Annotated in this window: 21 protein-coding genes; 7 read left to right on the top strand and 14 right to left on the bottom strand. The window is 60.2% G+C overall.

Features of this window, described 5'->3' with window-relative positions; all coding sequences use genetic code 11:
- Positions 1 to 53: 53 nt before the first annotated feature.
- From CAL20_RS08865 to CAL20_RS08850, 4 genes are all read right to left on the bottom strand, one after another.
- Entirely contained in the window at positions 54 to 1232 is a 1179-nt protein-coding gene (locus tag CAL20_RS08865) for a CaiB/BaiF CoA transferase family protein (protein WP_094820447.1), read from the bottom strand.
- A gap of 253 nt (positions 1233 to 1485) precedes the next feature.
- A complete protein-coding gene (locus CAL20_RS08860) occupies positions 1486 to 4002 on the bottom strand; it encodes a branched-chain amino acid ABC transporter ATP-binding protein/permease (protein WP_094820446.1) in 2517 nt (838 codons plus the stop codon).
- Positions 3999 to 4877, bottom strand: a complete 879-nt coding sequence (locus CAL20_RS08855) for a branched-chain amino acid ABC transporter permease (protein WP_094820445.1) — start codon at positions 4875 to 4877, stop codon at positions 3999 to 4001. Before CAL20_RS08855 ends, CAL20_RS08860 begins: the two co-directional genes overlap by 4 nt.
- 21 nt (positions 4878 to 4898) lie before the next feature.
- Complete coding sequence (locus CAL20_RS08850; RefSeq protein WP_094820747.1) at positions 4899 to 6083, bottom strand: ABC transporter substrate-binding protein; 1185 nt, start codon at positions 6081 to 6083, stop codon at positions 4899 to 4901.
- A 278-nt stretch (positions 6084 to 6361) separates the two neighbouring features.
- Here CAL20_RS08850 and CAL20_RS08845 point away from each other — a divergent pair, with 278 nt between their 5' ends.
- Genes CAL20_RS08845 through CAL20_RS08830 form a run of 4 tightly spaced genes read left to right on the top strand, consistent with a single transcriptional unit; the run spans position 6362 to position 9739 of the window.
- The gene (locus CAL20_RS08845; RefSeq protein ID WP_094820444.1) at positions 6362 to 6796 is read left to right on the top strand and encodes a nuclear transport factor 2 family protein; all 435 of its coding nucleotides are present in this window, start codon (positions 6362 to 6364) and stop codon (positions 6794 to 6796) included.
- A gap of 18 nt (positions 6797 to 6814) precedes the next feature.
- Positions 6815 to 7768: a polysaccharide deacetylase family protein gene (locus CAL20_RS08840; RefSeq protein ID WP_094837661.1), complete on the top strand. Its 954-nt coding sequence runs from the start codon at positions 6815 to 6817 to the stop codon at positions 7766 to 7768.
- Positions 7765 to 8997, top strand: a complete 1233-nt coding sequence (locus CAL20_RS08835; RefSeq protein WP_094837660.1) for an amidase — start codon at positions 7765 to 7767, stop codon at positions 8995 to 8997. The genes CAL20_RS08840 and CAL20_RS08835 overlap by 4 nt, the downstream gene beginning before the upstream one ends.
- Positions 8990 to 9739, top strand: a complete 750-nt coding sequence (locus CAL20_RS08830) for a GntR family transcriptional regulator (protein WP_094837659.1) — start codon at positions 8990 to 8992, stop codon at positions 9737 to 9739. Before CAL20_RS08835 ends, CAL20_RS08830 begins: the two co-directional genes overlap by 8 nt.
- Before the next feature lie 364 nt (positions 9740 to 10103).
- On the opposite strand, the gene paaK is transcribed toward CAL20_RS08830, so the two are convergent.
- The 9 genes from paaK to paaA all read right to left on the bottom strand — a co-directional run bounded on the left by paaK (position 10104) and on the right by paaA (position 18323).
- Positions 10104 to 11417 carry a phenylacetate--CoA ligase PaaK gene (paaK, locus tag CAL20_RS08825; RefSeq protein ID WP_094820440.1) on the bottom strand — a complete coding sequence of 438 codons (1314 nt, stop codon included), beginning with the start codon at positions 11415 to 11417 and terminating at the stop codon, positions 10104 to 10106.
- A 95-nt stretch (positions 11418 to 11512) separates the two neighbouring features.
- Entirely contained in the window at positions 11513 to 12004 is a 492-nt protein-coding gene (gene paaI, locus CAL20_RS08820; protein ID WP_094820439.1) for a hydroxyphenylacetyl-CoA thioesterase PaaI, read from the bottom strand.
- 64 nt (positions 12005 to 12068) lie between these two features.
- Positions 12069 to 12857, bottom strand: coding sequence for a 2-(1,2-epoxy-1,2-dihydrophenyl)acetyl-CoA isomerase PaaG (gene paaG / locus CAL20_RS08815; protein WP_094837658.1), 789 nt, complete (start codon positions 12855 to 12857; stop codon positions 12069 to 12071).
- Between the two features lie 14 nt (positions 12858 to 12871).
- Positions 12872 to 14536, bottom strand: a complete 1665-nt coding sequence (gene paaN / locus CAL20_RS08810; protein WP_094837657.1) for a phenylacetic acid degradation protein PaaN — start codon at positions 14534 to 14536, stop codon at positions 12872 to 12874.
- Between the two features lie 26 nt (positions 14537 to 14562).
- A complete protein-coding gene (paaE, locus tag CAL20_RS08805; protein WP_094837656.1) occupies positions 14563 to 15651 on the bottom strand; it encodes a 1,2-phenylacetyl-CoA epoxidase subunit PaaE in 1089 nt (362 codons plus the stop codon).
- A gap of 18 nt (positions 15652 to 15669) precedes the next feature.
- Positions 15670 to 16140 (bottom strand): 1,2-phenylacetyl-CoA epoxidase subunit PaaD, encoded by a 471-nt coding sequence (paaD, locus tag CAL20_RS08800; RefSeq protein ID WP_094820746.1) that lies wholly within the window; start codon positions 16138 to 16140, stop codon positions 15670 to 15672.
- A gap of 32 nt (positions 16141 to 16172) precedes the next feature.
- The gene (gene paaC / locus CAL20_RS08795) at positions 16173 to 16937 is read right to left on the bottom strand and encodes a 1,2-phenylacetyl-CoA epoxidase subunit PaaC (protein WP_094820435.1); all 765 of its coding nucleotides are present in this window, start codon (positions 16935 to 16937) and stop codon (positions 16173 to 16175) included.
- Between the two features lie 11 nt (positions 16938 to 16948).
- Entirely contained in the window at positions 16949 to 17233 is a 285-nt protein-coding gene (gene paaB / locus CAL20_RS08790; protein WP_094820434.1) for a 1,2-phenylacetyl-CoA epoxidase subunit PaaB, read from the bottom strand.
- 100 nt (positions 17234 to 17333) lie between these two features.
- Entirely contained in the window at positions 17334 to 18323 is a 990-nt protein-coding gene (gene paaA / locus CAL20_RS08785) for a 1,2-phenylacetyl-CoA epoxidase subunit PaaA (RefSeq protein ID WP_094837655.1), read from the bottom strand.
- A gap of 169 nt (positions 18324 to 18492) precedes the next feature.
- Here paaA and paaX point away from each other — a divergent pair, with 169 nt between their 5' ends.
- Positions 18493 to 19425, top strand: a complete 933-nt coding sequence (paaX, locus tag CAL20_RS08780) for a phenylacetic acid degradation operon negative regulatory protein PaaX (RefSeq protein ID WP_094820432.1) — start codon at positions 18493 to 18495, stop codon at positions 19423 to 19425.
- A gap of 587 nt (positions 19426 to 20012) precedes the next feature.
- Here the strand turns inward: paaX and orn are convergent.
- A complete protein-coding gene (orn, locus tag CAL20_RS08775; protein ID WP_094820431.1) occupies positions 20013 to 20558 on the bottom strand; it encodes an oligoribonuclease in 546 nt (181 codons plus the stop codon).
- 49 nt (positions 20559 to 20607) lie between these two features.
- Between orn and CAL20_RS08770 the strand changes: the two genes are divergently transcribed.
- Positions 20608 to 21867 (top strand): M48 family metallopeptidase, encoded by a 1260-nt coding sequence (locus tag CAL20_RS08770; protein WP_094820430.1) that lies wholly within the window; start codon positions 20608 to 20610, stop codon positions 21865 to 21867.
- On the top strand, positions 21864 to 22775 hold the full coding sequence (gene rsgA, locus CAL20_RS08765) for a ribosome small subunit-dependent GTPase A (protein ID WP_094837654.1): 912 nt from the start codon (positions 21864 to 21866) through the stop codon (positions 22773 to 22775). Before CAL20_RS08770 ends, rsgA begins: the two co-directional genes overlap by 4 nt.
- The last annotated feature ends 17 nt before the right edge of the window (positions 22776 to 22792 follow it).

The raw sequence follows: 22792 nt of genomic DNA, 5'->3' as shown, positions 1-22792 counted from the left end.
TTCGGATTGGCCATGAAAGTCCCGGCAAATAAGCGTGTGAGAACCGGATGGTGTCACACGACGCCTGCCGCACGCAAACGCTCGCAGGCCGCCGCGTCCAGGCCCAGCTCCTGCAAAATCTCGTCCGAATGCGCGCCCGTTTCCGGTGCGGCATGCACTGGCGGCATCTCAACATCGCCGAACACGACGGGCGGCGCCATGATGTCGATGTCCCCGCGCTGTGGATGGCGCACGCGCCGCGTCATCGCCAGATGCCGTACCTGCTCATTCTCGAATGCCGTATCCATCGACAGGATCGGCCCGCACGGCACGCCCGCCGCATTCAAGCGCTCGATCCATTGCGCACTGCTGGCAGTCATCGTGCGCGCGATGATCTCGCGATTCAGGTCGGCCCGGTTTTCCACCCGCAGCCCAGCCGACGCAAAACGCGGGTCCGCATTCATTTCCGGCATGCCCAGCACATCGCACAAGCGTGCAAACATGCTGGACCCCATGGCCGCGATGTTGATATAGCCATCCGCCGTAGGATAGACGCCGGTGGGCGCGCTGGTGGGATGATCATTGCCCGATTGGCCGGGCACCTCGCCGTCGATCAGCCAGCGCGTCGCCTGAAAATCCATCATCCAGACCTGAGCCTGCAATAGCGAGGTCTGCACCCAACGTCCCTGCCCCGACCGTTCACGATCCAGCAAGGCCATCAAAATGCCTATCGCCGCAAACAGACCTGCGCTCAAATCCGCCACAGGAATCCCTGCCCGCATGGGGCCGCGCCCCGGCTCGCCTGTCACCGACATCAGGCCGCTGAGCCCCTGAGCAATCTGATCCAGTCCAGGACGATCCGCATAGGGGCCATCCTGGCCAAAACCCGAGATACTGGCGTAGACCAGTCCCGGATTGATCTCGCGTAGCGACGCATAGTCGATGCCCAGCTTGTGCTTGACAGAAGGACGGTAGTTTTCCACCAGCACATCGGCGCGCTTGACCAGGTCCATGAAAATGGCCTTACCCTCCGGATGCTTCAGGTTCAAGGTCAAACTGCGTTTATTGCGATGTGTGTTCTGATAATCGCTGAACTTGGCAGCCCCGCCCGGCTTGTCGTCCTTGACCTCGCTGGGCTCTTCGATCTTGATGACGTTCGCCCCCCAATCCGCAAACTGCCGGACGGCGGTTGGCCCGGACCGGACGCGCGACAGATCCAGCACGGTGAAGCGATCTAGGGGAGCAAAAAACATGGGCTTGTCTCGATGTATTTGTAGGATGTTGGACATCCTACTTACCTTATCAGGTGATTTACATCATGGAAAACCCTGCCCCTCGATCCTCATTTACCGGTACAAGCCAAAGTCACCACGGCGCTGTCATGTGCTGAGCATTAACCAATTGCGCCAGACTCCCCGCCTCCTCGCGTGTACGTATCCCGATCCGCCTGCAAGTAACCGATACCGATATCGAACTCACAGGCGGATCGATCACGACCCGCGCAGATTACCCATGTCCGCCGAGATACGCCTCGGCCAATTCATCATTGGCCGCGATCTCGGCCGCCGTGCCTTGCGCCACGACATGCCCGCCTTCCATGACATAGGCGCGATCCGCCAGGGCCAATGCCAACCCTGCCATCTGATCAACCAGCAAGATCGTCATGTTCTCGTCACGCAAACGATCCAATGCGGCAAACAGTTCGGCAATGACTTTAGGCGCCAATCCCAGTGAAGGCTCATCCAGCAATAGCACACGCGGGCGGCTCATCAAGCCGCGCGCCACCGCCAGCATCTGCTGTTCACCACCAGACAACAGGCCCGCGCGCTGATGCAAGCGCTCGCGCAATCGTGGGAACCGCTGCAGCATGCTTTCCACACGCGCCTCGCGATCTGTCTGATCCAGGAACGCGCCCAATCGGATGTTGTCCAGTACGGACAGCTCGGGGAAAACCTGACGGCCCTCGGGGACGAGCACCAAGCCCAGGCCAACGATATCCTCCGCAGCGCGGCCCTCCAGTTGATGGCCATCGATGTGCATTGCCCCTGACTGGCTGTTATGCAGGCCAGCCAACGTACGCATCAACGTCGATTTGCCTGCGCCGTTGGCGCCCAACAGCGCAACCATTTCTCCCGCACGTACTTGCAGGCTGATGCCATGCAATACCGGCTCGGCGCCATAGCCCGCCACCAGCGCATCGACGCCTAGCAACTCCGCGCCAGGTGCGCGTGTCGCGCTTGATTCCTTGGAGGCCACTTCCAACGACTCGCCCAGATAGGCCTGCTTGACCGCCGGGTCGTTCTGCACCTCAGATGGCGTACCCACCGCTAGACGGCGACCTGCATCCAACACCACCAACTGATCCGAGATCGACATCACCAACGTCATGTCGTGTTCGACCAAGGCGACGCCTATGCCCGCATCCGCGATACGTCGCAACAGCGTTGCCAGACGATCTTTGTCCTCGCGCGACAGGCCAGCCGCGGGCTCGTCCAACAGCAATGCATCGGGGTCCGTGGCCAATGCACGGGCGATTTCCACCAAACGGCGATCCACGTGCGCCAAGCCCGCCGCATTGATCGCAGGCGAACCCTCATAACCGCAAAATGCCAACAACGCCCTCGCCTGCTGACGCACCATCTCGCTGCGATACCGTCCCGACGCGAACAATCCACCCAGATGGCCGCGACTCATCGCCAAGGCGACGTTATCCTCGACGCTCAACGTGCCAAACAATTGCGATGTTTGGTATGTACGCGCCACGCCGGCACGCGCGATGCGAAATGCGGATAAGCCCGCCAACGATTTGCTCCCCAGCGTCACTTTGCCGGTCGAGGGACGATAGAAGCCGCTGAGCATGTTCAATGCGGTGGTTTTACCGGCACCGTTGGGACCGATCAGGCTCGTCACGGCGCCGACAGAGACGCGCATCGACAAGTCGCTGACGGCGCGCACGCCACCAAAAGTGATACCAAGCCCATCTGCGGCCAAAGCTGCGCGTTCGCGTTGTGGCAATGCCAGCGCGCTAGTCCCATCAGTAATGACCGTAGGCTCGCCGTCACCCAACTCGCTGACACCCCCCACACGCGCCATGCCCTGAAACTTACCCATCACCTGACGCCACAACCCCACCAATCCCTCGGGCGCGACCCACAACACCAACAACAACAGCGCGCCAAAGAACAGCAACCGATAGCTTTCCAACGACGCGAGCAATTCCGGCAGCATGCCGACAATCAAAGCCCCTACAATAGGACCGACTATCGTCCCCGCGCCGCCCACGATCACCACCAGCACGAACAGAATCGATTGCATGAAGCTGAACGTTTCCGCCGTCACGAAGCTCGACAATGGCGCAAACAACCCTCCCGCCAGTCCAGCCGTGGCCGCAGACAAGGTGAACGCCACCGTTTTCACCACCAAGGGATTCAATCCAATGGATTGCGCAGCGGTCTCGCTATCGTTCACTGCGCGCATCGCAGCGCCCCACGTCCCCCGCGACAACAAGGCATAGCCAATCATCAACACCGCGGCCGCCAACACCGCCAGTACCGTTACGGTTTGCTCAGGTCCCCAACTCGCGACCAGTTGCGGCGGCATGATGCCCATGATGCCGTTCTGCCCGCCGGTCAGATCGGGCATCTCCACAATCGCATGCTGCACAATGAAGCTGAACGCGATGGTGATCATCGCCAGATACGGTCCCTTTACCCGCAATGCGGGCAATGCCAGCACTGCCCCCAACACTGCAGCGATCAAGGTACCTGCGCCCCACGCAGGCCAGAAGCTCCAGCCCGCCTTGGTCGTCAAAATCGCTACGGTGTAGGCGCCTATGGCGTAAAACCCAACATGTCCAAAGGATACCTGCCCTGTCAGCCCCAACAACACATTCAGGCCAATCCCGACGATCGCAATCAAGGCGATATTGGCCAGCACGAAAACGTAATAGCTATTGAGCGTGAACGCGAGCGCCAGTGCCACGACGACAAGCGCCGCTCCCGCTGCGAGAGATTTGAGCTTCATACTTTCTTGACCTCGGCCCGTCCAAACAAACCATTGGGCCTGACGGCCAACACCACAATCACCAATGCAAACGTAATAATCTGCGTGTAGCCAGAGCCGAGCGTGACTGTGACCATGGCTTCGGCAATACCGAAAATCAAGCCGGCAAACATCACGCCCCAGGCGCTGGAGATACCTCCTAGAATCGCTACAGCGAATGCCTTCAGGCCAAACAACGTACCCATGTCGGCATTCACGTTGAACAAAGGCGCGATCAAGATACCCGCGATACCGGCGAACAAGGTCGACACCGCAAAGGCTGCGGCCACCGCGCGTTTAATGGGAATGCCCATCAAACGCGCCGCGTCACGGTTCTGCACCACGGCGAGCAACGCCGTACCCCAGCGGGTACGCCGCGCCACCACATGCAGCGCAGCAGCCAGCGCAAAGCCCATCAACGGGATCAACAACTGCAGTGGATAGACGCCCAATCCCAGCCCCGACACCTCGATGGGCGACACCGCCAGAGGCGAAGGCAAACTGCGAGGCTCCTTGCCAAAGGTATGCATCACTACGTTGTCCAGCACGATACCCAATGCCACCGTAGACATCAGCCAGGCGTTAGATCCGCGAGAGGCAAACGGTCTCACTGCCAGGAACTCCACCAGCAAGCCATACAACGCGCAGCACAGCAGCGCCAACACAATGGCGGGCCCCATCCCCCATCCCAGCGTCTGGGCAAAGGTAAAGCACAGCACAGCGCCCAACATCATCGAGCTGCCCTGCGCAAAATTGACCGTGCCAGAAACAGAATGGGTCACATGAAAGCCCAGGGCCATCAAGCCATACATGCTGCCCAGGCCCAGGCCACTGATTAGCGCCGCTAGTAACTGCATTACAGACTCCGACCGATTGCGTTATTTCGCCAGCCCGACGGGCAAGATACGGTTATCAATGAATTGCGCCCAGACGTAGTCCTGTGCAGTCAACGCGTCATGTACTTCGGGCGAGAACGGCTGCTTGTATTGCTTGATCAAACCGTCGTAGTTGTCGATCTTGTAAAAGCCTTCGCGGATCGCATTACCGTCGGTGGAGCCTGCTTTCTGTATCGCCAACGCCGTCAACTGCATCGCATCATAAGCATTCGCAACGCCGACAGCCGGCGTGATGTCTTCAGGCCCCTTGATATTGGAATACTTGGCTTTCAGCGCTGTGATGACCTTTTCGCCGACCGGCGATTGCTTACCAAAGAAGCTATACGTCTGCACGAAATGCACTTCCTTGGCATTGGGGCCAGCGAGTTCGGTAAACCGGCCGCCGGCAGGTCCCCAGTGCGACACCACGGGCACTTTCCACCCCATGCGATCCAATGACTTCACGACCTGTGCGGAGGGCCCGACGTTGCCCACCAGGAACAACGCATCGGCACCCGCGGCTTTCAACCGCGTCAATTGCGGCACGACATCGACGTCGTTGCCTTCGAATTTCTCGCTGCCCACAGGCTTGATGCCTTTGGCCGCCAACGCTGCAATCAACCCTCTTTCATTCGACTCGCCCCACGGATTATTCACCATGATCAGGCCGAACTTCGAGGCGTTGAAAGTCTTTTGTGCGTAGTCCACCATTGCGACATCGACAACCTCGTCAACCGCGGACACACGGAATACGTAGTTGGGTTTCGCGCCGTTCTTGGTGATCGGCGTGCCCGCAGCCCACGGGCCGATAAAGGGCATTTTGGCTTGATTGACCAGCGGCACGATCGCCATGGATACCGGCGTATCCAGACCGCCAAAGATCGCAGCGACTTTCTCCTTGTAGATCAACTCGCGCGCAGCAACCACGCCCTTGGCGGGATTCGCTTCATCATCACGGCGCACCAACTCTAGCTTGCGTCCGTCCAGCAAACCTCCTTTTGCGTTGATCTCGTCGATGGCGACCTGCATCCCACGCGTGATGGCCTCACCCGCCAATGCAGACTGCCCGGACAACGCAGTAATCAAACCGATCTTGATCGGCTCGGCAGCCTGCGCGACGGCCCCGAGCCCCGCGCAAAACAGGGCGATAGTCGTGCAGACAAAAGTGCGGCGAGAAAAGCGAGACATGGAGTGCTCCCGAAAGTGGTCGTAATCAAAGGCGCTGAAGTGGCCCTGCTCTGCACTCAAGCAAAAGCCATGCCAATTGCTTTTTTCTGCCGCCATCCTGGCACGCTGTTTGCTTAATTCCGTATGAGTTTTTGTCGGCAATCCATATGGATTTATTGCCGACAATTTTTGGAAATCATGCGGCCAGAATAGGTTGATGCACGTGACACAGACCTCTCTGAGCCCATCACGATTGCAGTTCTGATGCACCGAATTGGCGCATCAAATGGGAGAAAACGATGCACGACGCACCACAACAGCACACCACTCATGACGCGAATGATCCCGGCGCCTTGGTCGACACCTACCTGATCACACTGATGAAACCCGACCCCGAAGGTGCGCGCCAATACGTCAGCCCCGAACTGCGTATCCGCTTCACAGGCGGCCGCGAGATGCGCGACCCGTCGGAATGCACCGCCTTTAACAAGGCACGTTATGCCTGGGTGAAAAAACGTTTTGAATCCACTGACGTGGTCGCAGGCGCTACAGATGAATACGCGGTGGTCTACAACCGTGGCACGCTGTACGGCGAATGGCTGGACGGCACACCGTTTGAAGGCAACCGCTACGTAGACCGCTACGTCGTGCGCAACGGCCTGATCACGGAAATGGACGTCTGGAACGATAGTGCGGAATGGATGCTGGTCCGGGCGGGATTGGCCACACTTTGAATCGCAGGATACACAACCATGCCGGCCATTGATTTTGCCCCTCCCGACCACACATCGCATGCGGACAGCGCATTCGGCTTGTTGCCCAGCCACCATCGATTCGATTATTCGCCGATTCACCGCCGCCCGGATTATTCGTGGCCACGCGGTGCGAGGCTCGCCGTCTATCTGGGGTTCAACCTGGAACACTTTGCCTTTGGCGGCGGCATGGGCGCAAAGCTGGGCGCCAGTTTCAACGAGCCCGATGTCCTGAACTACACCTGGCGCGAATACGGTAATCGCGTCGGCGCCTGGCGCTGCCTGGATCTGTTCGACAGTCTCAACCTGCCCGCGGGCATCGTCGCCAATACCGCGATTCTGGACCATTGCCCGGAACTCATCCAGGCGTGCCTTGCTCGCGGCGACGAGTTGATCGCGCATGGACACACCAATGCCGAACAACAGGGCACCTACACAGAGACTGCCGAGCGTGCGCTGCTGAGTCACTGTGCTGAACGTTTTGAACGCGTTGCGGGTATACGTCCCAGCGGCTGGCTATCGCCATGGATCGCCGAGTCCCATCTGACGCCCGACCTGCTGGCCGAGACCGGCTATCGCTATACCCTGAACTGGTGCCACGATGATCAACCGACGCAGTTGCGAACCCGCGGCGGGTCATCGCTGTGGTCCGTGCCCTATCCCCAGGAAGTCAACGACATCCCCATGATCGTCGCGCGCCACATGGACGGCAAAGACTTCGCGCAACTGATCATCGACAACTTCGATGAAATGCTCGAACAATCGCAACAGCAGCCCCTGGTGATGGGCATCGCCTTGCACCCTTATCTCGTCGGGCAACCGTACCGCTTGCGGCACCTGCGCCGTGCGCTGGCACACATTGCCCATCATCGCGATCGCGGCCAGGTGTGGTTCACCACTCCCGGTGCTATCTGCGCCCACGTCGACACACTTACTCAGGAATCCGCCGCATGAACTCATTATCTGACGCTGCCACGCTACCTTTCGACGACACCGTAGGCGCGTGGGTACCGCACGGCCGATTCAGCGTTGCTCCCACCGGCAGCGGCCTCTTGAACGGCTTGAGTTTCGCTGCCAAAGACCTGTTCGACGTGGCAGGTCACCGCACTGGCGCGGGTAATCCTTCATGGTTGGACACCCATGAACCCGCCACTGCGCATAGTCCGCTGGTCGCACAGTTGCTGAGCGCAGGCGCGACCTTACACGGCAAAACGCTGACCGACGAACTGGCCTACAGCATTCAAGGCGAAAACGTCCACTATGGCACGCCGCTCAATACGCGCGCCCCCGACCGCGTTCCCGGCGGATCGTCCAGCGGCTCGGCCTCCGCTGTCGCGGCGGGGCTGGTAGATTTTGCATTGGGCACCGATACAGGTGGCTCTACTCGTGTGCCTGGCAGCTATTGCGGCCTCTGGGGGCTGCGTACAACGCACGGTTTGCTGAGCGCGGAGGGCGTCGTCCCACTGTCACCGATGTTTGACACGATGACGTGGCTCGCCAACCGTACCGATGTTTTCCAACGTGTTGGCGAGGTCCTGATGCCCGGCTCAAACGATATCGCTTGGCGTGGCGCCGTTGTGCTCACCGACGCCTGCGCACAAGCCGACGCCGCATTCGCCCCCTTGATCGACAAAGTCGCCGATACGTTGCGCGGCCATTTTTCCCTGCCGATCACTCACGCGCCCACCTCGGACACCGAATTAGAAATCTGGCGGCAGACCTATGTGACGGTGTCGGCCTACGACGCCTGGCAAACCCACAAGGACTGGATCACCACCGCCCGCCCCACCTTCGGCGCCGCTATCGAGGGGCGCTGGCAGGCAGCGGCAAACATCAGCACAGAGGCTGCAACGACGGCACAATCGCGGCAAGCCGGCCTGCGCGAACAGATTCGCACCCTGCTGGGTGCGGATCGCATCGCCATTCTGCCCTCGGCCTCCAGCGCTGCGATTTCGCTCACCGCCGATCCGGCGACCGTGGACACCATCCGTGCCAACACCTTTCGCATCACGTCGATCGCGGGTCTGGCCGGACTGCCGCAAGTCAACATTCCTTTTATCGGCGAAGACGGTTTGCCGGCGGGCGTCTCATTACTAGGCCCTGCAGGTAGCGATCTGGCACTGATCCGCCTGGCCGTCGCTGTCGGGCAGCAACTTTCCGCATTGGGTACGCGCGATGCCTGAAGACCGCAGTTCCCCGACACGAGGCCGTCCCAGGTTACGGCCCGCGGCACTGCCCGCACCGAGCCCGGACACCCTCGACGACACCGAGACACGCATCTACCAATCCGTGGTCAGTGGCGTCATGAGCCAGCGCCTGCGGCCCGGCACCAAGCTCCCCGAGGCCGCCTTATGCGAATTATTCGGCGTGGGCCGCAGCATCGTACAAAAGGCGTTGCAACGCCTGGCCCACGACCACGTCGTCGAGCTGCGCCCCAATCGCGGGGCCATCGTCGCCATGCCCACGCGCGAAGAAATCGGCAAGCTCTTCGAAGCGCGCCGGGCGCTCGAGGCAGCCATCCTGCCCTTGGTCGCTCAATCCGCCACCCGTGCCGATTACGCCGCACTGCGCCGTCAACTGCGCGACGAACACCGCGCCATGCATCACGCGCCGCAGACAGAATGGGCGCGCCTGGCCAGCGCCTTTCATCTGAAACTCGGCGAACTCTCACGTAATCCGCTATTGGCACGCTATCTGATGGAGGTCATCTCACGCTGCGCCCTCGTTGTCGCGATCTTTCAACCGCCCGGCAATGCCACCTGCGAGCATGATGAACATGCGCGCGTGGTCGAATATCTGGAACAGGGCAAGATTGCGCAGGCGATCGCAGAAATGGATCACCATCTGCGAGAGCTGGAGTCGCATATTCACCTGGACGAGGAGCAGACGGAACTGAGTCTGGCAGATATGTTGGGGTTAGGTTGACTCAGTGACCCAAAAAAGCCCCGTTGCATGCCGACCCCAATCGCGTTGACTGGGCGCGCCCGTCGGCGCCCGGTCAGCGCAACCCTGCAAGATCTTCTTCCTTGTCAATACCGATACAAAAAAACGCCAAGCACACAACTCGTGCCAGCACTGCAGAGAATCTGAGACATTGCGAGTCGATGTGGGGCAGTGGCCGCGTTGGGGCGCCTCGGAGTCGAACGAGCGGACGTCGTAGGTAGGCCCGAAGGGGCCGGACGAGACGAGCGACGTGGTGTCGGCCGCGCAGGCGGCCGACCGACTCCGTGAAGCCCCAACGCGGCCACTGCCCCGCATCGACGTCCAATAGCAAGCCTCTCCGCCCGCATCACCGCGGACGCTTATCGATTACCCGTCGTGCCTTCCCTGTCAACGTACGCTCGACAAAACCGCACTCTGCAACCCGGACGCGCGCAGTCACACCGATATACGACTTGACGGCATGCTGCAATTGCTTGCCCAGCGCCTCGCGTTCGGCCTCTGCCAGATTCGCAAACTCATCGCGCACCTCGGTCAGAATCTCCAACTCGTCCAGGTGTCCGCTGCGCGTCAGCACCAACTGATAATGCGGCGCGAGCTGTGCGATCTTCAGGACCTGTTCCTCTACCTGAGTGGGGAACAGGTTCACCCCACGCACGATCAACATATCGTCGCTACGTCCGGTGATCTTGCCGATACGACGCATACTGCGCGACGTGGGCGGTAGCAGGCGCGTCAAATCGCGCGTGCGGTAGCGAATGATGGGCATTGCCTCTTTCGTCAACGAGGTGAACACCAGCTCGCCCGACTCACCGTCGGCCACGGGCTCTCCCGTTTCCGGATTGATGATCTCGGCATAGAAGTGATCCTCCCACACCACGGGGCCGTCCTTGGTTTCCACGCATTCGCTCGCCACGCCCGGTCCCATCACTTCGGACAAGCCGTAGATATCGACCGCATCGATGGCCGCCTCGGTTTCGATGTCCTGCCGCATCTGGCCCGTCCAGGGCTCGGCGCCAAAGATGCCGATACGCAATGAACTCTGACGGGGATCAATCCCCTGACGGCGTTGTTCCTCGAGGATATTGCAGAAATACGAGGGGGTGACCATGATGATGTCAGGACGGAAATCATTGATCAGCTGGACTTGTTTTTCAGTCTGGCCGCCGGACATGGGGATCACCGTGCAACCTAGCCGCTCTGCTCCGTAATGCGCGCCGAGCCCGCCTGTGAACAGCCCATAGCCATAGGCCACATGCACAATATCGCCCGCCTTGCCCCCAGCCGCGCGAATCGAGCGCGCCACCAGATTCGCCCAATTATCCAGGTCTTGCGCGGTATAACCCACCACAGTCGGCTTGCCCGTCGTGCCGCTGGACGCATGCACGCGCGACACCCTTTCACGCGGCACAGCAAACATGCCGAACGGGTAGTTGTCGCGCAGATCTTTCTTGGTCGTAAAGGGAAACTTGGCGATATCCGATAGCTGTTTCAGATCATCAGGATGCACACCGGCCGCATCAAACGCCTGCTTATAGTGCGGCACATTTTGATAGGCGTGAGTCACTGTCCACTGCAGACGCTGCAGCTGTAAAGCCTCGATTTCGTCGCGGCTGGCATGTTCGATGGGATCCAGTCCGGGCTTGCTCACGGTATTGGACATGGTGTTGTCTCCTGAAATACTGTACGGCTTCTCGCCGCTTTATCAACGTAATCAACAAGTATGGCGAGGCCGCAATACCCGGGTATGAATGACCGTCAACGCTCTGGTGCCGTGCCGACGATCTGGCCTTTGATGCGATAGGAGCGCCCGCGGAACAGGGCCAGTTGTTTTCCGTCCTGATTGGTAATGGTGACGTCATAGACGCCGGTGCGCCCCGCCAGTGAGCGTTCTTGCGCCACGGCTGTCAACACGTCTCCGGCAAATCCAGGCGCCAGAAAATCAATCGTACATCCAGAGGCCACCGTGCTGACATTGCGCGAATTGCACGAAAAGGCAAAGGCGCTGTCCGCTAAAGAAAACAAAAAGCCTCCGTGGCACGTCTGATGGCCATTGAGCATGTCTGAACGCACCGGCATCGTCAGACGCGCATAGCCTGGCGCAATCTCGACGACCTGCATTCCCAGGCCCTGGCTGGCTGCGTCAGCCGCGTACATCGTGGCCCCGACTGCTTGCGCCAGAGCATGGGGATCGGTAGGGACATCAAGATCCTGATTCGATGCCGCGGAGGTTGTCAGTCCTGTGTGCATGTCAGTATGCATATCTCTAGGTTGCTGTGAAACAGGAGCCCCGAAGGCTCGGGGCTGTCGGCAATCACTGTCCTTTGAACTGCGGCTCGCGCTTGGCCATGAACGCAGCTACGCCTTCCGCATAGTCGGCACTGCGTCCCAGTTCGCGCATCAAATCACGCTCCAAGTTCAACTGCGTCGCGAGATCATTTTGCAGGCTCACCTGCATGGCCTTTTTCGTGCTGGCCAGTCCACGCGTCGGCGCCGACGCAAAATGCGTGGCTAATTTGTCCAAGGTCATCTCGAATTCGGCGTCCGGTACACATTGCCAGATTAGACCCCAGTCCTGCGCCTGGCGAGCGGTGAGCTTGTCGCCCAACATCGCCAATCCCATGGCGCGCGCACGCCCCACCAGACGAGGCAGCACATACGTCCCGCCCGTATCGGGGATCAAACCGAGACGGCAGAACGACTGGATGAAACTGGCAGACTCCTTGGCGATCACGATATCGCCGGCAAAGGCCAGATTGGCCCCTGCCCCCGCCGCGACGCCGTTGACGCCCACGACCACGGGCAAAGGCAACGCATTCAAACGGCGTACCAATGGTGCGTAGAATTTCTCTACCGTCTCGCCGAGATCAGGAGGAATACCGTCGGCAGCCATCTGACGCTCGCTCAGGTCCTGGCCTGCACAAAACCCGCGCCCGGCGCCCGTCAGGACCAGCACGCGCGCGCCCTCGTTCTCGACTCGGGTCAGTGCATCGGCTACCTCGCCGTGCATGGCAGCCGTGAAGCTGTTGAGTTTCTCGGGGCGGTTGAGCGTCAGACGCGCGATGCCGCCAGACAGATCGAACAGAATGCTCTGATAGGTCATGGAGTCCGCTCCTGTTAGACGTGACGGCGCGTCTGCACAACGCGAAAGCGGTTGGACACAAATGCCGAGTCCGACAACGCCGCATTGGCCGCCGGGTTGGCGCCCGTACCATGAAAATCGCTGAACGCGGCAGTCTGGTTCACGAACACGCCACCCGTCAGATTCAATGACAGCGCCACGCCCGACATCTCTGCTGCATCCTGGATCTGCGCCGCGACCTCGTCATTCGTCGTGTAGGCGCCAAAGGACAGTGCGCCATGCTGGATCACGCTGTTGCGAGCCAACTCAATACTGTGTGCGGTCGAGTCCGTCGCTACAACGAACGCAATCGGCCCGAACCATTCCTTGCTGATGTCAGGATTGCTGGCATCGGTACGCAGCACCAACGGCGTATGCACCCGCGCGTTTTCAAATTGAGGATGCGTCAGCGACTGGCTGTCGACCACGACGGGCAGGCCCAATGCGCGCGCCTGTTCGATGCGTTGAACAATGCCTTCGTTTTGAATCGCACCAGTCAGCTCCACGGCCTTGGCAGGATCGGCGCACAGTTTGCTGACAGCCGTTCCCAAGGCGGCGGCGACATCGTCAAAACTGACATGCCCCTCTGCCGTCTTAATACCATCGCGAGGCACGTAGATATTTTGCGGCGCCGTGCACATCTGTCCGGAATACAAGGCCAGCGAAAAAGCCAGGTTGCGCACCACACCCTTCAAATCCTCAGCGGAATCGATGATGATCTGGTTGACACCTGCTTTCTCGGTATACACCTGGGCCTGGCGAGCGTTCTGCTCCAGCCAATTACCATTGGCGCTGCTGCCGGTAAAGTCGATGATCTTGACGGAGGGATCCTGGGCCAATTGCTGTGCGGTGTCGTCGCCCGCGGCATGCGCTGCCAACTGCACAACGTTGGGATCAAAGCCCGTCTCGGCCAGGACTTCGCGCGCCACCTGCACCGTGATCGCCAGTGGCAGAATGGCGCCGGGATGCGGTTTGACGATCACGACGTTGCCGGTAGCCAGACTGGCGAACAACCCCGGATAGCCATTCCAGGTCGGAAAGGTCGAGCAGCCGATCACTAGTGCCGTACCACGAGGCACTACCGTGAAACGCTTTTCCATCTTGATGGGATCGTTCTTGCCCTGCGGTTTTTCCCACAAGGCTACATCGGGAATGCGCGACATTTCCTGCCAGGCATAGGTCACGGCCTCCAGACCACGGTCCTGCGCATGCGGACCGCCTGCTTGAAAAGCCATCATGAAGCCCTGGCCCGTGGTGTGCTGGACCGCGTGCGCGATCTCGAAGCTGCGCCGGTTCAAACGCGCCAGGATTTCCAGTGACACACCGACCCAGGTGCGCGGTCCGGCGCGACGCCAGGACTCGAAGGCCCGAGCGGCCGACTGTACCAGCACGGCAGGCGGCACACGCGGATACGTAATATCCAAACCGAAACCATAAGGCGACTGTTCGCCACCCACAGTGCCGTCAGCACCGCTCAGCTCCAGCGGAAAAGGCTTGCCACGCAAGGCTTCGAAAGCGGCGCGCCCATCCTCGTTGGCAGTCTCGCCATAATTGCGCGGGCTGGGCGATTCGGCGAACGGACTCCAATAACCACGATCGGCAGCGGCCGCCAGGGCACGCTCTAGCACAGGCTGATGGCGCTCGAAAAATTCTGATGACACGTGCGGTCTCCGGATAAATGCGTTATTCAAGTTTCTTGATCAAAATCCAATACGAGGCGATCGCTGACAGGAAAACTCTGGCAGCTCAGCACAAAGCCGCGCGCGACTTCGTAGTCCTCTAGCGCGAAATTCGCGTCCATATCGACCTCGCCTTCGATAACCTTGCAGCGGCACGTCGAACACACGCCGCCTTTGCAGGAGTACGGCAATTCGATGCCTTGTTCCAGCGCCGAGTCCAGCACGCTGTCCTTATTTTTCTGGATGACAAAACTGCGGCTGTGGCCGTCTTGCACCACCGTGACCTCGCACTGCCCTTTTCCGGGGGCAGCGGGCGTATCACGGCCCGTGCGCAAGGCTCGTGGTCCGCGCGGCGCGCCGAACAACTCGAACTTGATCTGCGATTTCGGCACGCCGCGATCCTGCAGATGCTGCACCACGCTCTCGATCATGGTCTGTGGACCACAGACAAAAGCATAATCAATATCGGTGGCAGGCATCCATGCGGACAAAAGCTGATCGACCTTGTCGCCATCGAGCCGGCCATTGAATAGCTCGATGTCCTGGCTCTCACGGCTCATGATATAGACCAGGGAAAACCGGTCCATGTACAGGTTTTTCAGGTCCTCGATTTCCTCGCGAAACAACACCGATGACGAGGCGCGGTTACCAAAGAACAAAGTAAATCGGCTGCGCGGCTCGGTCGACAACGCGGTCTTGACCAATGAAAACACCGGCGTGATGCCGCTGCCCACGGCGAACGCAACATAGTGGCGCTGATGCTCCGGCGAAAAATCCACCGTGAAATTGCCGGCTGGCGGCATGACCTCGAGCATCTGGCCGGCCTGCAGCGCCTGATTGGCCCAGCTGGAGAATGCGCCGTCATCAACCTTTTTGATCGCGACGCGCAGCACGCCGTCGCCGGGCGCCGAGCAAATCGAATAAGAGCGGCGCAGCTCTTCGCCGTCAAGCTGAGTGCGCAGCGTCAGATACTGTCCCGGACGAAACTCAAACTGCGATTGCAGCGCCTCCGGCAAATCGAAGGTCACCACCACGGCATCGCGCGTATTGCGCGCCACGGAAGAGACCCGCAGAGAATGGAAAGAATTCTGACTCATGGCGTGCTCCGGCCCTGTTCAGTGTGTTTTGAAATAATCGAACGGCTCGCGGCACGCATTGCAGCGATACAGCGCCTTGCACGAGGTCGAGCCGAAATGGCTGATCAAGCGCGTTTGCGAGGAGCCGCAGTGCGGACACACGACCAACGGCCCTGCGGCATGCCGGCTGATGCCGGATATGTCGATGGCACGCTCGGCCGGCGCCGCGATGCCATACCCCTTGAGCGCTGCTCGGCCACGCTCGCTCATCCAGTCAGTCGTCCAGGCCGGGGACAGTCTCGTCTGTATGCGGACCGCGGCGACACCGTGATCCGCCAAGGTCCGTTCGATGTCCTCCGAGATTTCCCGCATCGCGGGACAACCGGAATACGTGGGAGTAATGGTGACCACGCACGTGCCATCTTCCCAGGCCACCTCGCGTATCACGCCCAAATCCACCACCGACAACACCGGGATTTCCGGATCGGGCACGCTTTCGAGCCAGGTCATGACCTGGCTCGGCGACACGGTTGCGACGCCGTTCACCAGACGGCTCCTGGATGAGCGCGGGGCAACGACTGCATTTCTGCCAGCACATAGCTCAACGCCTCGGTGTGGCGGCCTTGGCGGCCTCCTTGGTAGGCAGGGTGGCCCGCGTCGTCCTCAGCCGGCATCGTCAACGTAGCCTCGGCCAACACCTCGCGCACATGCGCCAGCCATGGTCCGCGCAGAGTGCCCAGCTCACAGGAAATCCCGCGTTCAACCATGTCGTGATCTACGTCATCGTCAACGAACAGCTCACCCGTATAACGCCATGCGTCGTCGATGGCCTCTTGCATCTTGGCGTGGCTGGTCTCAGAGCCATCCCCTAAACGCACCACCAGATCAGAGGAGCGGCGCACATGATAGGTGACTTCTTTCAGCGATTTTTCCGCGATCGCGGCGACGCGCTCGTCGGTGGATTGCGTCAGGCGCTGCAGCAGAAAGTAATGCCACACGTCAAAGAAAAACTGCCGCGCCAGCGTATCGCCATAATGCCCGTTGGGCCGTTCGACCAGAATCAGATTCCGGAACTCATGCGCATGACGCAGATAGGCCAACGCATCCTCGTCGCGCCCTGCGCCTTCGATTTCGCCGGCCAGCGTCAACCACATGCGCGCCTGCCCCAACAAATCCAGTGCGGTGTTGGTCAACGCCAGATCTTCCTCCAGCGCAGGCCCGTGTCCGCACCACTCAGACAGGCGTTGCGACAGGATCAGCGTGGTATCGCCCAAGCGCAACAGGTACTCAAAAAAGGGCTTGTCCATGCTCACGCCCCTTACATGTGCTTGATTTCGTCGGGCATCGGGAAAAACGTGGGATGCCGATAGACTTTGTTGCTGGCCGGATCGAACAACGGTTCTTTGTCCGCCGGACTGCTCGCCACGATATCGGCCGCGCGTACGACCCAAATGCTGAGGCCTTCGTTGCGACGGGTGTAAACGTCGCGCGCATGATTGATGGCCATCTCCGCATCCGAGGCGTGCAAACTGCCCACATGCTTGTGCGCCAGACCATGCTGGCTGCGGATAAAGACCTCCCACAGCGGCCATTCCTTGCTCATGATGCCTATCCTTTAGTGTCGGGCGGCACGTGATCCGCCCTGAAATCATTCAGTTGCCGACAAACGGCTTGATGTTCGTGGCGGCCTGTCGCCGCTGCGGTCATGCCGCCTTGCGCTGTGCCTGCTTTTCCGCATAGGCCACCAAGCCATCACGCACCCAGGCGCCCTCTTCGTGGGCCTTTTTGCGTGCAGCCAGGCGTTCGCGATTGCAAGGGCCATGGCCTTTGATGACCGCATAAAACTCGGTCCAATCAATCTCGCCAAAATCGTAATGACCGCGATCGGCATTCCATTTCAAATCGGGATCGGGCACCGTCAGCCCCAGATACTCGGCCTGAGGCACAGTCTGATCGACCATTTTCTGGCGCAGTTCATCGTTGGAAAACAGCTTGATCTTCCAGGCCATCGACTGCGCGCTATTTGGCGAATCCGCATCGGACGGACCAAACATCATCAACGCCGGCCACCACCAGCGATTCAACGCGTCCTGACACATCGCCTTTTGGTCGGGCGTGCCGTGCAGGCACATCTGAATCAGCAGGTCATAGCCCTGCCGTTGATGAAAAGACTCCTCTTTACAGACACGCACCATGGCACGTGCGTAAGGGCCATACGAACAGCGGCACAACGGAATCTGGTTGATGATGGCAGAGCCATCCACCAGCCAGCCGATCATGCCGATATCGGCCCACGACAAAGTGGGGTAATTGAAAATGCTGGAATACTTGGCGCGCCCGGTCAGCAGGTCATCGACCAGATCATCGCGCGACACGCCCAGCGTCTCGGCAGCGCTGTACAGATACAGCCCATGCCCCGCCTCGTCCTGCACCTTGGCCAGCAAGATGGCCTTGCGCTTGAGCGACGGCGCTCGCGTGATCCAGTTGCCCTCTGGCAGCATGCCGACGATCTCGGAATGCGCGTGCTGCGAAATCTGCCGAATCAGCGTCTTGCGATAAGCCTCGGGCATCCAATCCTGTGGCTCGATGCGCACGCCTTCATCGACGCGGCGTTGAAAGGCCTGCTCGGGACCGGAAAGTTCATCCACATTGCGGACCTGCTTGACGCCGGTTTCGACTAGCTGTGCATACATGTTCGTCTCCTGTACGGCCGCATGCGCCTGCAGGCGCTCACACCGATCGTTTATCTGACTCAGCTTAAGGACGATTATTTAATACACAAAATCAATTGTCAAAGAAATTCTTGTATCACATCAAAAATGTGTATCATGTCCAGCATCCTGATATCCGGCCTGGATTTCGATGGCAAACACCCCTTCTTCCCTCGGCCGCTACGTCGCCCGACTGCTCAAAGACGACCCGCCTCGCGCGAAATCGCTGTGCGTCAGCCTGCTGGGCGATGCACTGGCGTGCCACGGCGGCGCCATCTGGCTGGGAGGCATCATCGAGCTGCTCGAACCCCTGGGCATCAACGAGCGTTTGCTGCGCACCAGCGTATTCCGCCTCGTTGCCCAAGGCTGGCTGCAGGCTGAGCGCCATGGACGGCGCAGCCTGTATCAGCTATCCGAGCTCGGCCGCCGCCGCACCGCGCACGCTTCGCAACGCATCTACGATGGCCCCTCCGCCCAGTGGAATGGCGACTGGACGCTCGTCGCCCTGCCCCGCTTGGGCAACAACGCTCTGTCCGAGCGCCTCGAACTGCGCCGCGAATTGACGTGGGAGGGCTTTGCCATGATTGCGCCAGGGCTGTTCGCCCACCCGCAGGCGGACGCGCATACGGCGCACGAAATCCTGGAAAAACTCGGCATTCCTGACAAGGCGCTGGTGCTGGCGGGACGTGACCTCGCGGGCGCGGGCGGGCTGCCCATCGCGAGCCTGGCGCCCCAATGCTGGAATCTGGACGCGTTGGCTGACCAATACCGTCATTTCTCTGATCAATTGGGCCCGCTGGACAAACTGCTGGACGAACCCGCCGAGCCTGCCGACGCCTTTGCCGCACGGATGCTGCTGCTGCATACGTGGCGGCGCATTGTCTTGCACGATCCGCAATTGCCAGTGCCTATGTTGCCCGAGCAATGGCCTGGGCACGCTGCGCGGGAGTTATGCGGCAGGATCTACTGGAAATTGTTCGATGCTTCGGAACAGTATCTGGATGCTGTGGCGGGCAAGGATAACGAGCGGTATACGCCGTTGTCGGATGAGGTGTATGCGAGGTTTGGGGGACGGGCGGTCTAGGCGGGTGATGGTGGGTGGGGTGTGGGTTGTGCTGACGATCGGTGTCTCTGGCTTGCAATCGGTGTCTCTATTTAGACGTCCCTGCCGGGTGCCGGCAAGCCTCACCGGGCCTATCGCGCGGACTCGCCCCACGAGCAGGGGGCTCGGCCTCGCTGCGCGAGGCTAAATCCGCGCTCTACGGCCCGGTGAGGCTTCCCGGCCCCCGGCAGGGACTCACACTAGTGGCAGGCCGTCGTTGCTGGCTGTTGATGGCCAGGGTGCTGTCGTGACGTGCGGCACACCACGATCGTCATGGTGGCGCATTTCGCCATGATTGCGCGGCGTACATGGCACGCGACGACCGTTCAATCAGATGCCATGTCACCACCGCCAATACCCGTCCCGATGGGATCACCCGTAATGTGAAGACAGCGCGAGCCGGCGTTCGCCGTGTAAAAGGGGCGCCGGCCCGTAGAGCACGGATTTAGTCCGCGCAGCGGACCGAGCCCCCTGCTCATGGGGCGAGTCCGTGCGATAGGGCCGGTGCCCCTTTTACACGGCGGACGCCGGCGCCTAAAGAACCATGACCGCGGAAGATCATCGCCCTCTTACACTTTGAGGAAATGCTCGCGGTAATACTTCAGCTCGTCGATGGACTCGTATATATCCGCCAGCGCCTCGTGCTTGCTTTTCTTTTCAAAGCCCTTGTACACCGCAGGCACCCACCGGCGGGCGAGTTCCTTCAAGGTGCTGACATCCAGATTGCGGTAGTGGAAAAAACGCTCCAGGTTGGGCATATAGGCGTACATGAAGCGGCGATCCTGGCTGATGGTATTGCCACACAGGGGTGATTTCCCGGCAGGCACGTGCTGAGACAGGAAATCCAGCAGCATTTGCTCGGCTTGAGCCTCGCTCAGGGTGGACGCCTTGACCTTGTCGATCAGGCCGCTTTTACCGTGCGTGGATTTGTTCCAGCTGTCCATGGCATCCAGCAGACTGTCGGGTTGATGCACGACCAGCACGGGGCCTTCGGCCACAATGGTGAGATCCGGTTCGGTGACCACCACGGCCACTTCGATGATGCGCTCTTTGCTAGGGTCGAGCCCGGTCATCTCCATATCGAGCCAGACCAGGCGATTTTCGTTCGCAGCCATATAATTTGCCTATAAAACACCACATTTTCTCATACGTAACGCCAATTCCGTGCCACTGACCACTCTGACCCTGCTGTTTGTCGCCTTTCTGGTTGCCGATCTCTGTGTGCGCCAATGGCTGGCCATGCGCCAGATCCGCCATGTCGCCAGCCACCGAGACCAGGTCCCGCCCGAGTTCTCGCCGCGTATCGGCCTGGCCAGCCACCAGCGTGCCGCGGACTACACGGCGGCGCGCGTGCGGCTGGGGATGCTGGAACGAGTGTACGACGCAGGCATTCTGGTGGCCCTGACCTTGCTGGGCGGCCTGCAGGCTATCGATCTGGCAGTGGCGCAGTTCACCTCGAATGACCTGCTGCGCCAACTGCTGTTGTTGGGCAGCGTCGTGCTGCTGCTGGGCGTGCTGGGGCTGCCTTTTACCTTGTGGCGCCAATTCAAACTCGAAGCGCGTTTTGGCTTTAATCGCATGACCCCTGGGCTGTTTGCCTCGGATTTGGTCAAAGGGATCCTGTTGTCGCTGGCATTGGGCGCCCCGCTGGCCGCCGCCATTCTGTGGCTGATGGCCAGTGCCGGCAGCTTATGGTGGCTGTGGGCGTGGGGCTTGTGGACAGTATTCAACCTCCTGCTTCTGTTCATTTTCCCCACCTTCATTGCGCCGCTGTTCAACAAGTTCACGCCGCTATCCGATCCCGATCTGGCGAACCGGATCAAACAGCTCGCTCAGCGCTGCGGTTTTGCGCTCAATGGCCTGTTCGTCATGGACGGCTCGCGCCGCTCGGCGCATGGCAACGCGTATTTCACGGGCTTCGGCAAATCGCGCCGCATTGTATTTTTCGACACGCTGCTGGCACGTCTGAATGCGGACGAGATAGAGGCTGTGTTGGCGCATGAGCTGGGGCATTTTGCCAAACGCCACATCGTCAAACGCATCGTACTCAGCCTGGGCGCTGCCCTGCTGTTCTTTGCGGTGCTGGGCTGGTTGGCGCAACAACCCTGGTTCTACGAGGGCCTGGGCGTGCTGCCACGCCTGAATGGCCGCAATGATGCCATGGCGCTATTGTTGTTTTTCCTGGTAATACCCGTGTTTACCTTTATGTTGACCCCGATCGCCAGCTGGTACTCTCGCCGTGACGAGTTCGAGGCCGACCGTTATGCCGTGAGCCAAAGCTCGTCCGAACAACTCGTCTCGGCGCTCGTCAAACTGTACGATGACAACGCCGCCACTCTGACTCCCGACCCTGTGCACTCAGCCTTTTACGATAGTCACCCGCCCGCCGCCGTGCGTATCCGCCACCTGACGCAGCACGCATGAGCGCCAGCAGCCAGCCATTAGAGGGCCGTATTATTGCGGCGCACGGCCGCCACTATGTGGTGGAATTCCCCGACGGATCTCAACGTCATTGCTTTCCTCGCGGAAAAAAAGCGGGCGCTGCCGTGGGTGATCGGGTACGCGTCGCCCCTCAAGGGCGCGACGAAGGTGCGATCGATGCGATTTTGCCGCGCAGCAATCTGCTATTCCGCTCGGACGAAATGCGTTCCAAGCAGTTTGCGGCGAATGTCGACCAATTGCTGATCGTGGTCGCGGTCGAACCGACCTTTTCGGACGATCTGGCGGGGCGCGCCTTGGCGGGCGCCTGGAGCGCCGGGATCGAGCCGCTGATCATTCTGAACAAGGTCGATCTGGAAGCCGGTGTCGCCGAGGCCCGCGCACGGCTGGCATCCGTGCGGGCCTTAGGGGTTCCCATCATCGAACTCAGCGCTCACGATCGACCCTCAGTACATGCCGCGCTGGCGGATAAGCTGGCCGGCAAAACCACACTGCTGCTGGGCCAAAGCGGCATGGGCAAATCGACGCTGCTTAATGCACTGGTGCCCGATGCCGACGCGGCGACACGAGAACACTCGTCGGCATTGGACATGGGCCGACACACAACCACCAGTACGCGCCTGTATCACTTGCCTGCGCCGGGCGGCGATCTGATCGATTCCCCGGGATTTCAAGCGTTCGGCTTACAGCATCTGTCGGGCGACGATATCTTGCGAGGTTTTCCGGAATTCACCGCGCATATTGAACGCTGCCGCTTTTATAACTGCACGCACCGGCACGAGCCGGGCTGCGGCGTCGTGGCGGCGCTACAGGCTGGGGAGATCGATGCGGGACGTTATGCCCTGTATCGGCGCATTCTCGAAGAAAGCGAGGCCGCGCAGCAGCGTTACTGACCTGCTTGGAAAGGCGG

The sequence above is a fragment of the Bordetella genomosp. 4 genome, assembly GCF_002261185.1.
Lineage (GTDB): Bacteria > Pseudomonadota > Gammaproteobacteria > Burkholderiales > Burkholderiaceae_B > Bordetella_A.
The sequence above is the reverse complement of the archived record's forward strand: the minus strand, read 5'-3'. Positions and strand labels throughout refer to the sequence as shown.

Excerpts from the sequence above, each read along its gene's own strand:
- CAL20_RS08865 (WP_094820447.1), bottom strand. The coding sequence starts at position 1,232 with ATGTTTTTTGCTCCCCTAGATCGCTTCACCGTGCTGGATCTGTCGCGC.
- CAL20_RS08860 (WP_094820446.1), bottom strand. The coding sequence starts at position 4,002 with ATGAAGCTCAAATCTCTCGCAGCGGGAGCGGCGCTTGTCGTCGTGGCA.
- CAL20_RS08855 (WP_094820445.1), bottom strand. The coding sequence starts at position 4,877 with ATGCAGTTACTAGCGGCGCTAATCAGTGGCCTGGGCCTGGGCAGCATG.
- CAL20_RS08850 (WP_094820747.1), bottom strand. The coding sequence starts at position 6,083 with ATGTCTCGCTTTTCTCGCCGCACTTTTGTCTGCACGACTATCGCCCTG.
- CAL20_RS08845 (WP_094820444.1), top strand. The coding sequence starts at position 6,362 with ATGCACGACGCACCACAACAGCACACCACTCATGACGCGAATGATCCC.
- CAL20_RS08840 (WP_094837661.1), top strand. The coding sequence starts at position 6,815 with ATGCCGGCCATTGATTTTGCCCCTCCCGACCACACATCGCATGCGGAC.
- CAL20_RS08835 (WP_094837660.1), top strand. The coding sequence starts at position 7,765 with ATGAACTCATTATCTGACGCTGCCACGCTACCTTTCGACGACACCGTA.
- CAL20_RS08830 (WP_094837659.1), top strand. The coding sequence starts at position 8,990 with ATGCCTGAAGACCGCAGTTCCCCGACACGAGGCCGTCCCAGGTTACGG.
- paaK (WP_094820440.1), bottom strand. The coding sequence starts at position 11,417 with ATGTCCAATACCGTGAGCAAGCCCGGACTGGATCCCATCGAACATGCC.
- paaI (WP_094820439.1), bottom strand. The coding sequence starts at position 12,004 with ATGCACACAGGACTGACAACCTCCGCGGCATCGAATCAGGATCTTGAT.
- paaG (WP_094837658.1), bottom strand. The coding sequence starts at position 12,857 with ATGACCTATCAGAGCATTCTGTTCGATCTGTCTGGCGGCATCGCGCGT.
- paaE (WP_094837656.1), bottom strand. The coding sequence starts at position 15,651 with ATGAGTCAGAATTCTTTCCATTCTCTGCGGGTCTCTTCCGTGGCGCGC.
- paaD (WP_094820746.1), bottom strand. The coding sequence starts at position 16,140 with ATGACCTGGCTCGAAAGCGTGCCCGATCCGGAAATCCCGGTGTTGTCG.
- paaC (WP_094820435.1), bottom strand. The coding sequence starts at position 16,937 with ATGGACAAGCCCTTTTTTGAGTACCTGTTGCGCTTGGGCGATACCACG.
- paaB (WP_094820434.1), bottom strand. The coding sequence starts at position 17,233 with ATGAGCAAGGAATGGCCGCTGTGGGAGGTCTTTATCCGCAGCCAGCAT.
- paaA (WP_094837655.1), bottom strand. The coding sequence starts at position 18,323 with ATGTATGCACAGCTAGTCGAAACCGGCGTCAAGCAGGTCCGCAATGTG.
- paaX (WP_094820432.1), top strand. The coding sequence starts at position 18,493 with ATGGCAAACACCCCTTCTTCCCTCGGCCGCTACGTCGCCCGACTGCTC.
- orn (WP_094820431.1), bottom strand. The coding sequence starts at position 20,558 with ATGGCTGCGAACGAAAATCGCCTGGTCTGGCTCGATATGGAGATGACC.
- rsgA (WP_094837654.1), top strand. The coding sequence starts at position 21,864 with ATGAGCGCCAGCAGCCAGCCATTAGAGGGCCGTATTATTGCGGCGCAC.